Below are 11,485 nucleotides of genomic sequence, written 5' to 3'. Positions count from 1 at the left end.
ATCGGATCCACGGGGTGGTTCATTTTTCAGCTTCTCATAAAGTGCTCTGGATTCTTTCGGCAAAACTTCCCTATCCTTTGCCATTTTCTGAAATGTCCTACTTGCGTACAATACCAAAGCGGGGTCACCGGACTTCATATGTCCGGTAACAACTTCTATGGTATTATCATCATTTTGCTCTGCAAGCAATCTGGCCGCCTCTATTTGAACTGTAGGGTATTCATCTTTCAAGAGGGCCTGTAATGCTGTTATTAATGTTGCATCGAATTTTTCCAGCGATCCCGCAGCGATAACCGCCCAATATCTCACCAGCCCGTTAGCATCACCCAGGTACCTAACCAAATCATCTTCTAAAATATTATCCTCAAGCACTATATTACAAACCCTTAATATTTTGTCCAATGGATATAGATCAGTTTTCCTTGCAAACTCAAAAGGGGTAGATTCTTCGGATAATCGGATAAGTTCCGGTTCCGGTGCAAAGCCAGTATCAAAATTTTTTAATACTTCATCATTCAAAACATTCCTCAGATTTTGCAAGATGTCCTGGTAGCCTGGGTCATTTGCAAGATTTTGAAGCTGATGCGGGTCCTTCTCAACATCATACAATTCCTCCAAAGACCGATGGGAGGTAAACATTTCCTTTTGGGCTAGGCTTAGATTATCCTCGTGTCTAACCCTATTCAGTTCCTTCATGATTTCAGAATTGTCTGTATACCAGTTGGGTTGAAGTAAAGGTAGATGTGGAAGAAAATTCCGTATGTATAAATACTCTTTGGTGCGAATAGACCTTGCCAGGTCATAGCCTTCATCTACCCGGTCTGAGGCTCCATAGACATGGTGCGTTTCTTCAATTTCTTTTTTACCGATGAATGCCTTGCCTGGATAATGGCCCTTGGACTCAATTCCTGTCAATTCAAAAAGTGTTGGAACAAAATCAATGAAACTAATCATGTTGTCATTGGTTATTCCCTTCTTAAAATTAAATTTCTTTGCATACTTCTCAGGGATATGTACCATAAGGGGAATTTTCATTCCGGAATCATACAATGCCCTTTTATGCCTGGGTACCCCGGTTCCATGATCCGAATAAAAGAACACAATGGTATTTTCCATCAACCCATCGTCTTCGAGTTCCCTTAAATATTTTCCGAATTGATAATCCACAATGCTTATATTGGTGTAATACCGCGCCCATAACTTACGGATTTCAGGTGTATCCGGATAGTAGGGAGGAAGGGTCAGGTCATCCGCTGAGGACAAGGTAATAAATGGCAAAAACTCTTTAATCCGATTATTATAAACAGAATCGTCCCCAAAGATGGAGGATTGGTGTGTTAACATCAGGTTAAAAATACTGAAAAAGGGCTGGTCACCATTTCTTTCCCGCCAATGAGCCTTATTAGAAGAATTGTCCCAAATTGTTGTGTCTATAAAATTATAGTCTTCCTTGAAATTGTTGGTGGTATAATAACCTGCCTTTCTAAGGTATTTCGGATATGGAGTAATTGAATCAGGGATTTTGACATTGGATCGCAGATGCTGAGTTCCAAGAGAAGAACCATAAAACCCTGTAATCAAACAAGATCTTGATGGAGAACATACCGGGGCAGTTGCAAATGCATTGGTGAAAAGGATACTTTTCGCCGCAAAGGCATCCAAATTTGGTGTTTTTGCATTTTCATCTCCGTAAACACCTAAATGGGGTGAAAGGTCCTCTATGGTGACCCAAAGAATATTTGGGGGAGGGAGGTCCTCTTTAGTTGCACATGAAATGGATGCAATGAGTCCGATAAGCTTGCCCCATTTTAACAATATAAGATATATTCTATCAAGTGGATCTCTATTCATACTACCTAGGGATAAAATCATTTATTTTTATTTACTCAGGGTTATTGCATAACTTCAAGCGAAGCATGATATTATTGTTACTATATAGACTTTGTAGATGTAAAGTCAATATACCTCCTTTTTCTTTTCAACTTAGCTTCCTGAGGGAGTATAATTTTTATCTTTTGTCCATCTTCAAGATTTTCCACTCTAATCTCCCTTACTTCATAGCCATTTATATCCAGCAATCTGGCCGACTTAATATTTGGGTTGTTGAGCGTTATATGTCCAATGAATTGGATGCCCTCCAGGGCATGGTTCCTGTGTTTTGAATTTCAAAACCCTCCACTTAATCATTCTCCAGCTTGCTACCACCAGAATGCAATGTTACTATAGACCTTGCCGGGAGCAGATATAATTCATTGGCTGCAATGGTACCCTGTGAAGCACAATTTAAGGTGGCTGAGGACACAAACATTTCAAATTCCTCTGCTGAGCCTTCTGCCATATTGAGTCTGACTGCAACTTCTTCTTTTTTGGTATTTATAAATATAAATGTCTTGGTATTATGAGCTGCATGTTCAAAACCCAGTGCAGTAACATCCTCATCGGATGAAGTGGCCTCTATTCTTACAGCACCGGGCCTGATAAAGTGGTAAAAGTGTTTAGATGCATGGTATTTCTTTCCTACTGTTCGGTCTGACATGATGCTATACCTATCTATTCCACTTAAATTGCTGCCCTGCCAGTGAACCCAAGGCTTAAATCTCCGAAGTTAATAGCTGTAGCTATATCCATTCCCATACCCAAAGCACCTGGCCTATCACCCGTTGCCTCCCAAGAATCCTCATATCCGGAAGTTTCTGTCATCCAAACACGCTTTTCGGTATCTGAACTAAACTCTCTTTTGTGGTTAGACCAGTACCGGGCAAGATCCGTCCCTGAGGATACATTTACCCCATCGAGGTACCCATGTACAGCCAGTGCATCTATGTGTGTCATGGCAGTAGGGTCTTGCTTCAACCTGTTGTGATAAAAAAATGGAAAATCTGATTCCCGCCCTTCATTTTGGAGCATATGTTCTGAACCAAAAATTAAAACCTCCGGATGCGCAGCTTTAATTTTGGGAATTACACCATTAATCATTTCAGCATACCAGTGAGTGGTATAAAAGCAGGAGTTATAAAATTGGTTAAACGCAGGCTCATTCTGGGGGCTTATGGCATATACACTTATGCCAATCTCTTTATACATTTGGATGGCATCAATCCACCACTGTGCAAAATCATCGTATTTATTCGGATTCAGTGTACCACTGTTATGGCTTGGAGATTCGCCGGGTCTGGGAACTCCCCGTTCAGGCCAGAAATCACCATCTGATCCCGGACCGCGCTGTGCATTTTGATCTCCGGGCCAGTTATATCCCCAGGCATTCCACTTAAATGAACCGGGAGGAGTCCAGGCGGTGAGGATAACCCGCAGGTCCACATTATATTGGTCCGCCTTTGCTTTCAAAGCCTGAACCATCGGCCTTTGCTTGTCCCAATGGGCATCCTGATTTGGTGCAGTATTATCAGTGACAGGCAAATGCGGATATACTTCATTGCGCCACATCGACAAACCTAGATCACCAATAATCATTTCAAGCCACGCATCGCTATGAAAATGTGCAGCATTAGCGTTGCCCCACCACACATCTCTGGCACCAAAAAAACCAAAACCTTCCATAGTCTGGAATTTGCTTGAGAAGTCAGCAGAAACATTCACAATGTTCTGAGCATTAAATGTGCGGTAAGTAGCATTAACTACAACATTTTTTGAGGGCATTGTGATGGTGGTACTTTCACTTGAAGCATTTTCCAATGTTTCTATATCACCGGTCCATACTTGGAACACTTGGTTTTCGGCAGGCGCATTGGCATGAATATTTACAATTTCTCCTGAAGCAAAAGTACCCCCTCCGGAACCGTTGTTAACAGTAAGAGAAAATACCTGAGGATCTTCCTCAGCAGTGCAGGCTATATATGAGAAAATCAGAATTAAGCGTGAAAAATTAATAGTTTTCATGAAGATGGTGTTTATTTCCTTAATGGGTTGGTATTGGGTACTTTCAATAAAAAATGGAAAAACCGGGCTAATCATACTTTTATTACTGTATTTCGGATATTTCTTAATTTTTTGTTTGTACGCCATTATTTTAACCTTTATAACTATAAAAGGCGAAAAATTCCAAAACAACCCCAAAATAAAACGACTTTTTTAAAAAATTGGGATTTCGGCAATTAGAGCAGCATTATAATTAAGCTTGATTATAAACAGCCAAATTATAAGTCAAGGGAAGTTGCGCCTGAATAGTAGATGATTCAGGGAAAAGATTATAGTGGAGCTGACCTGTTCAGAGGATCGTTGCGAAAACTTCGGGCTACTTATATTGGCTACCTTGGTTATATGGAAGAATGGTATCAGGACAATCCGGATTTGACCGGAGAGTTGCTGAATATGTGCGGCTATTGGTTTTTCCCAAAGAGCGTTAGCCACAACGGCTCTGCAAAAATTGGAGAACCACTGGAATTTTCTGTAGAATGGATGAACAAGGGCGTTTCCAGGGCATATGATAAATATCTCCTTTGGGCAAAATTGGAAGGGGAAAACAAGCAACATATCATTCAACTTGATAACGCCAAGCCTGACTATTGGCTTCCTGATAACCTGGTTTTGGAGAAGTACCGGTTTAATTTACCTGAAGACATTACTGCAGGGGAATATAAATTAAAAATAAAATTAACTACAGATGAAGAGACAAATCGTCCAGTACAATTAGGTCTTCAAAAACAAATAATGGACAACGAAGGCTTTTATGAACTGTTTTTGGTAAATATTTCCAAATTGGTGGCAGGGTTACCGAACATTACTATTGATGACCCTGAAAGGGTCAAACTTCTCAATAGCCACGGGCCGCTGCCCGTGGACAAAACGAAAATGATATGACCCCCGCGACCCTGAAAGGGTCGAACTAAATTTACCTTTTCCGGATTGAAAAGGCCGAACTACATTGACTTTGAATCTATTTTTACCGAAATTACATCATCACTTTTAAAGCACACTTTCCTACGGCAGGGTAAATGCCATATAATATCCCCCGGGCTTGTTTCCATCCTTTACGCCACCGACTGCTATTACGAGATACTGTTTTCCATTCAACTGATAGGTGGCAGGAGTGGCAAAGCCCCCTGCCGGAAGCTGGTATTCCCAGATTACCTTTCCTGTTTTTTTATCAAATGCCCGTAATTTTTCATCCCTGGTCGCGGCGATGAACACCAATCCGCCTGCTGTGACAATGGGTCCACCATAACTTTCGGTTCCTGTCACGGGTATGCCTTTTGCCGTAAGCTCCGGGAATTCACCTAAGGGAACCTGCCAAAGATATTCCCCAGAATTCAGGTCTATGGCATTTAAAGTGCCCCAGGGTGGCTTTATAGCGGGATAACCATTGGGATCCAAAAATCTTTTCAAACCATTGTTGGTATAGGGTGGAATATAGGGGAAATCACTTTTGGAGTCCGTAGCCCTTTGGACATCCTGGCTGTGTATGTCATCAGGCCTATTACCCTTATCGGTAGTGTTCAAAAGGTGGTTGATTATTTCCTTCCTTTCCCGATCGGAAATATGTTGGAAAGAAGGCATTCTTCCTTGCCCGCTTTTAATGATATTCTCAATTTTTTCTGCAGAAAGCCTCTCCCCAATTTCTACTAGGCTCGGAAATTCTTTTCCTTCGTGTTTTTCTAATCCATGGCAGGGAGCACAATGGCTCATATACAGGCCCCTCCCGTCTATCTTTTCATCCTTTTGATCCAGTTTGGTTTCCACCATTCTTATATCCCAGACCATTTCATTGGAATTTTGATAGAGAATGCCTTCCGGTTCCGATGCATTTCCGCCCCAGTTGGCGCCGCCACCAATACCGAATACCAAGGTGCCCTCTTTGCTCAGTGGCATAAATTTGCTTCCCGAGCGGGTTTGCAAAAATCTTTCTTTGACAAATGCCTGTGCTTCCGGAGTAATATCCGTAATGTCATCCTCTGTAAATACCTGCCTGGCAAAAGGTGCCGGTTTTAAAGGAAAAGGCTGGGTAGGCCACGGTTCTTCATCAGGCAGGGCATAACCAGTCAGAGCGGGCCTATCCTCCACCGGAAACAGAGGTATCCCTGAATCCCTGTCCAACAAAAAAATAAGCCCGTCTTTAGTGGCCTGAGCCACGGCGTCCCTGGATTTTCCATCGTGGGTGACAGTCACCAGATTGGGTTGGCAGGCAATATCCCGGTCCCACAGGTCATGGTGCACGGTTTGGTAATGCCAGGCAAGTTTACCCGTTTCGGCATGGATGGCCAATATGCAATTGGCAAATAGATTCTGTCCCGTACGGGCCGCTCCATAAAAATCCACGGAAGGTGAACCGGTACCCAAAAAAACCATCCCTCTTGCTTCATCCAGCACCATTCCTGCCCAGTTATTGGCCCCACCAAGAAATTTCCAGGTATCTTCCGGCCAGGTATCATAACCGAATTCTCCAGGTTCCGGAATGGTGTGAAATATCCATTTTAGGTCTCCGGTTCTAATATCAAAAGCCCGGATATGTCCCGGAGCGGCATCACCTGCTTCAGAAACCGTGGATCCCATGATCACCAGATCCTTATAAACTATCCCTGGACTGGTGGCAATGATCGAAAAATCATCCCTCCCCCGACCCAGGTTTTCCCATATCCCGGTATAAAGCGACACCATACCTTCTTCCCCAAAACTTTTAATTATTTCACCTGATTGGGCATTGACAGCATAAAGGAAACTTCCGGCGGTATAAAGGATTCTTTTATCCTGTCCATCCTCCCAATACATCACCCCCCGGTTTGAATGGTATCTGGGCTTCTTATTTGCAAAAGGTTTGAACTTCCATAACTCCTCACCTGTATCAGCCCGCAAGGCAAAAAGATCAAGATGGGAGGAAGTTCCGTAAAGGATTCCATCAAGGATGATGGGCTGACATTGGATTTCCCTGGGTCTAAAACCATCCATGGTAGTGTCGGTCGCATAATATGTCCAAGCCACCTGAAGTTCCCGGACATTTTCGGAGTTGATTTGGGTGAGCGGGGAATACCTGTTCCCGCCTGCATTGCCTCCGTAATAAGGCCAATCCTGATCCGCGGTAGTTTGCGGGAAAGGGGTGGGATCCGAACAGGAGAGAAATAACAATAAGCCTCCAAAAAAAACAATGGATTTCAAATTCGTAATTGTTTTGCTCAGGTTGTACATCTTAATCTATTTTGCAAATCCTTCAGAAGGCACTTTATGTATTGTTTTGTGAATCATATGGTTTAACTCCATTCCTTCAGTGGTAGAAATCTGATAACTAATGGATATGACCAAACCCAATGAGGCTTCAATCATATCAGGTAATTCTTCAAGTTTGCCAATGGAAGTATTTACAACTCCGGGTTTCAAAGCGGGAATTTCAAGAAATACTGATTTCCCGTCATCAGATAAGCGAATGGATTCCACCTTTACCTGGTCAGGTTTTGTCGCTCCGGGATTGTCCACAGAATAAAGCTTTCCACGCGTGCCATATTGACTCGTCCAGGGATAGGTCCATTTCTGCAATTGATAGTTCTCGATATTTGTTGCTATTTGGGGATCCAGATTTTGGATAAAACTAAGTTCAATTCCACCTGCTCTTGTATTAATAGATATCGGAATATCCAATGGTTTGCCGGTATACCGTACCCTATGAAAAGAACCCCAATCTTCCCCAATTGATTGCCAGCTTGTCATCCCTGCGAGGTAAAGATGTCCATCTATGTGAAACCGTCCACGCTCAAGGCCGGATTTAAACATCAAGGGAAGGTTCAAATGCGCACCCTGCCATACACCATCCACCTCTTCCTTCAAAATCATGGAAAGGTTTGCACGGCCATACGAAGCAAGCAACAAATTGTCATGGAGTACTTCGGGCCACTTATTGCTTTTGATAAATATTGGCTTAGCGGGAGAATTGTCCATATAATGGGGTGTCCAAACAATAGGGGGCTCAAACGAGTCAGGCCTATCCGGTTGATGTGAAGCTGGTATGAATCCATGGAATGCTCCTTGTTTGATTCTATGGACTTTACTTGTTGGTACCCAGTTACCTTCATTGTCGGCATAAATTATTTCACCATCGGCGTTTATATCCATTCCATTGGGATTGCGAAGACCTCTAGCGATAATTTCAAGTTTTTCACCGTCCGGCGATAATCTAAAAAGTACCCCGTGATGGGGAGTGATCTCGGCGTTTTTAGAAGGCCCCTTTCCGCCGAGATAAGGGGGCCAGGGTGTTGATTTTGCAAAATAAAAATTCCCCTCTGTGTCGGTTTCCAGGTTCAGGGTAAACGCATGAAAATTGGTGGAAGCCATGATCTCATTGTTGAAATTCTCATAATAATCTGCAAAACCATCATTATTTGAATCATGTAGCCTCGTTATCTGATCCTGACCGGTCACGTAAACCTGATCATTTACAACCTTAACCCCACTGGGCTGAAACAAACCAGTTGCGAACCGGTGCCATTTCAGTGTTTCCAAACCCTCCTTTATTCCCTCTACCAACCATACATCCCCGCTGAGTGAAACTACCACAGCACGTCCATCGGAGAAGAAGTCTATGTCCATAAGCCGGATAAAGGATTTCCAGGGATTGTCAGCCGGTATGGTAAGCTCATCAACTGCAAAAGCACCATGCTCATCACCCATGACTGCTTTTGTTTGCAGCGTCTCCCATTGACCGGGTCCAGGTTGGGTATATTCGGACAAATCGGGTACACTTTTAGACTGTTCCAGGTATGTGGCCATATATTTGGATGCTTCGCCTGGCAGAATCGGGCCGATAGCAAGCTTGAATTGGACCGCCTGATTTAGGTTCGGGAGATCCAGGATAAGATGACGGTTCTGTATCCTCCATGCTGCTCGCGAATCGAAAACTCCTTGTAACCCTACAACTCGGGTATTGTCTCCGACTTTGATTAAGATATACTCCTTTGAATCAGAAACTGACAGAATTTCCATTCCGGCATTTTCCGGTACCTGCAGCACACGAATGGAAAGTGTTTCCTTTGTGGGGCTCAGGTTAAAGGTCCGGGTAAAAACAGGATGGTCATCAATTTCTTCAAAACCTGGCAACTCTAGGACATCACTATCGCCAATTGAATATGAAAAAAGTACATGATCACCGTTGATATAAAGTCCTTTGTAACGACCAATTTCTTTCGGAATTGGTCCGTATGGCCAACTCCGTGGATCCTTAAATTCCCCATTAAGTGACCAACCGGGGGTTTTACCGGTTTCGAAGTGGGTAAATCCATCAGGGCTTGGCCAATTCTCAAGTCCATCCCGTTCCAAATACCAATGAAGAAATCCACCCGTCCAAGCACTTGCCACACGCAATAAATCTGTGTCAAAAGTCATTACTGCCTGAGGATCGGTTCCCACCTTAACGGCGATTCCCTTATTTACAAATATACTTCCGGTCGTTAGCGGATCATAAGAAATGGTGGATGTGACAAACGGCCCATGATCCATTGGATTCATATTATCCGAAGGTTGAAACTGGGCTTGAAGTGGTGTATAGGAGATTAGGGTTGCTGTCAGAGCAACTACTGAACTTTGTAAAAGTTGTTTAACCAAATTCGCCATTTGTCCTACGGTAAACCTTTTGTCAATTGCTTTGCGCATTTTAGTTGCATTAATTTATATTTATTTCAAATATTCCGGTACCAAGAGAGGTTTTATTCTGTTGAGATTAACCGACCTTGCATCTGCGTCCAATGGGCCGAATAGGTACAGATGTAGGGATAAGTCCCCGGTGGCGGCACAATGAATGAGAACTCCACCGTTTCTCCCGAATTTGCTAACTCACTGTAGGCAATAATGCGGTGCTTTTCTTTTTCCGGGATCCAGTCACTCGATATAGCCTGAAGTGCAGCAATACCCACCGGACGGATATCTTCCTCGCCTCTTACCACTACAATATTATGACTCATATCGCCTTCGTTGATATATCGGATAAGCAGGATATCACCGGCTTTGGCCCGTATCTCTGTTACAGAATAATGCAGGTCAATACCGCCGGTACTTATTTCTACCACGGTGGTATCTGAATACTTCGAAATAGTTTTTAAAGGTGTGTTTTGAAATGATGGATTATACAATCTACTTATTCCCAAAAGATCTGACTTTGGAAGGATAAGAAAAAAGGAAACAAGACATAAAACAAAACCTGACCCGACTAATATTTTCATAAAATAATGTTTTATAACTTCAAATAACCGGTTAATGATAATTTCCATTTTTCAATTAGACCGCTGTGCATTGGAATAAAATTCGTATTTGATCTGCCAGGAAAATTCCTTGCCGGGATCAACATCGATTTTGATATAGGGCTCAGGGCAGAGGGTGGTGTAAATAGACCAAAAGGCCAGATCGGAAATGGGCTGATCGCAAGTGATTCTCACACCTGCACCTGAATGGCTGTTTTCAATTCTGTTATCATAATCCTCCGGATGCCGGCTAAATCCACCAAGAAAAAGCATGGCACTTTCTCCCTTTTCCAAGTCTTTTAAATAGTTGATCCGGTTTTCACGGATTTCAACCAGGGATCCCAAACCCCTGCTCTCCCTGACCAGGGACAGATCAAAGGGGAATGTCACGGTATAACCGGGACCAATTTTTTGGTTATCCAATATGAAAAAGTTGTGGTTATACCCTTTGGTCTCGATTTTCCCGGTACCCGTATTTAAAAGGGTATGGTCCACAATCAACTCTGCCTTTCCCTTGACCAATTTTAACCCTTTTTGATAATGGTAGGAATGTCCATTAGGATCTGTCAAATGATGGACAAATTCCACCTGATCCTTTTTGCCGGATACAAACCATTGTCCATAATCCACTACCTCAAAGGGCAGGGCAAATCTATAGGGAACATCATCGGCTTTTCGGAGAACCCCCACGCCTATTTTCAAAAATGTGTCACCTGGTTTTGCTTCCTCATATCCAATGGGATTGAATTCCTCCACCGGACCTGTAATGGCATCGTTTATCTTTGGATCATGTTTTTCAAACCATTCCCCAAAGAAGCTGTGACCCTTATACTCCAGACTGGAAATCACCCCGGACCAATCAAATCTGGTACTGCGGTAATATCCCTTCTCTTGATGGGGAAGATAGACCTTTGCCCGGATCAGCCCGTTTTTGATTGTTATTTCAGGAAAAGAAGGAACATCATTCATCCAAAATTTCCGGGCAAGAGCAATATTTGCGAATCCGGGTATACCGACGGTTCCAGCTGCTCCGATACCCAGTCCCTTTAACATTGTACGTCTTTTCATTATTATTAATTTTTATCCAGCAATTCAATATAGTTCAAAAATCAATTCTTCTTGCGGATTTTTTATGCTTTGATCATCGAATTCTTGCCCTAATCATATACTATTATTTCTTTATTTTGAATTTTCAGATCTGCACCACCTTGGTTGACACTTTTTAAGTACTCAAAGAGTTCTTTTCCTTTACCTACTGATGGATCGTAAAGCCTTACAAAATTGTCATCTTCCCGCCAGGTGGGTACCAGAGA

The 11,485-nt window shown here is 42.8% G+C and carries 8 protein-coding genes; 1 reads left to right on the top strand and 7 read right to left on the bottom strand.

The window, feature by feature from the left end; all coding sequences use genetic code 11:
* From ACEW8O_RS20580 to ACEW8O_RS20570, 3 genes are all read right to left on the bottom strand, one after another.
* A partial coding sequence (locus tag ACEW8O_RS20580) for a sulfatase-like hydrolase/transferase (RefSeq protein ID WP_373496511.1) occupies window positions 1–1,851 on the bottom strand: 1,851 nt, incomplete at its 3' end.
* 328 nt (window positions 1,852–2,179) lie between these two features.
* The gene (locus tag ACEW8O_RS20575; protein WP_373496510.1) at window positions 2,180–2,536 is read right to left on the bottom strand and encodes a glycoside hydrolase family 30 beta sandwich domain-containing protein; all 357 of its coding nucleotides are present in this window, start codon (window positions 2,534–2,536) and stop codon (window positions 2,180–2,182) included.
* A gap of 23 nt (window positions 2,537–2,559) precedes the next feature.
* Window positions 2,560–3,897: an InlB B-repeat-containing protein gene (locus ACEW8O_RS20570; RefSeq protein ID WP_373496509.1), complete on the bottom strand. Its 1,338-nt coding sequence runs from the start codon at window positions 3,895–3,897 to the stop codon at window positions 2,560–2,562.
* Between the two features lie 291 nt (window positions 3,898–4,188).
* On the opposite strand from ACEW8O_RS20570, the gene ACEW8O_RS20565 reads away from it, so the two are divergent.
* Window positions 4,189–4,818, top strand: coding sequence for a DUF4832 domain-containing protein (locus ACEW8O_RS20565; protein ID WP_373496508.1), 630 nt, complete (start codon window positions 4,189–4,191; stop codon window positions 4,816–4,818).
* A gap of 120 nt (window positions 4,819–4,938) precedes the next feature.
* Here the strand turns inward: ACEW8O_RS20565 and ACEW8O_RS20560 are convergent, their stop codons facing one another.
* Genes ACEW8O_RS20560 through ACEW8O_RS20545 form a run of 4 tightly spaced genes read right to left on the bottom strand, consistent with a single transcriptional unit; the run spans window position 4,939 to window position 11,240 of the window.
* Window positions 4,939–7,137: a PQQ-binding-like beta-propeller repeat protein gene (locus tag ACEW8O_RS20560; protein ID WP_373496507.1), complete on the bottom strand. Its 2,199-nt coding sequence runs from the start codon at window positions 7,135–7,137 to the stop codon at window positions 4,939–4,941.
* Window positions 7,138–7,143: 6 nt separating this feature from the next.
* Window positions 7,144–9,588, bottom strand: coding sequence for a DUF6797 domain-containing protein (locus ACEW8O_RS20555; RefSeq protein ID WP_373496506.1), 2,445 nt, complete (start codon window positions 9,586–9,588; stop codon window positions 7,144–7,146).
* A gap of 53 nt (window positions 9,589–9,641) precedes the next feature.
* Complete coding sequence (locus ACEW8O_RS20550) at window positions 9,642–10,154, bottom strand: plastocyanin/azurin family copper-binding protein (protein WP_373496505.1); 513 nt, start codon at window positions 10,152–10,154, stop codon at window positions 9,642–9,644.
* 51 nt (window positions 10,155–10,205) lie between these two features.
* Complete coding sequence (locus tag ACEW8O_RS20545; RefSeq protein ID WP_373496504.1) at window positions 10,206–11,240, bottom strand: hypothetical protein; 1,035 nt, start codon at window positions 11,238–11,240, stop codon at window positions 10,206–10,208.
* Between the last annotated feature and the right edge of the window lie 245 nt (window positions 11,241–11,485).

Source organism: Aquiflexum sp. (genome assembly GCF_041749095.1).
GTDB lineage: Bacteria > Bacteroidota > Bacteroidia > Cytophagales > Cyclobacteriaceae > Aquiflexum.
This window is presented reverse-complemented; position numbering and strand designations above follow the sequence as displayed.

What these genes read in the sequence shown, in the direction of transcription:
- ACEW8O_RS20560 (WP_373496507.1), bottom strand. Translation starts at nt 7,137, where the DNA reads ATGTACAACCTGAGCAAAACAATTACGAATTTGAAATCCATTGTTTTT.
- ACEW8O_RS20550 (WP_373496505.1), bottom strand. Translation starts at nt 10,154, where the DNA reads ATGAAAATATTAGTCGGGTCAGGTTTTGTTTTATGTCTTGTTTCCTTT.
- ACEW8O_RS20545 (WP_373496504.1), bottom strand. Translation starts at nt 11,240, where the DNA reads ATGAAAAGACGTACAATGTTAAAGGGACTGGGTATCGGAGCAGCTGGA.
- ACEW8O_RS20570 (WP_373496509.1), bottom strand. Translation starts at nt 3,897, where the DNA reads ATGAAAACTATTAATTTTTCACGCTTAATTCTGATTTTCTCATATATA.
- ACEW8O_RS20565 (WP_373496508.1), top strand. Translation starts at nt 4,189, where the DNA reads ATGATTCAGGGAAAAGATTATAGTGGAGCTGACCTGTTCAGAGGATCG.
- ACEW8O_RS20555 (WP_373496506.1), bottom strand. Translation starts at nt 9,588, where the DNA reads ATGCGCAAAGCAATTGACAAAAGGTTTACCGTAGGACAAATGGCGAAT.
- ACEW8O_RS20575 (WP_373496510.1), bottom strand. Translation starts at nt 2,536, where the DNA reads ATGTCAGACCGAACAGTAGGAAAGAAATACCATGCATCTAAACACTTT.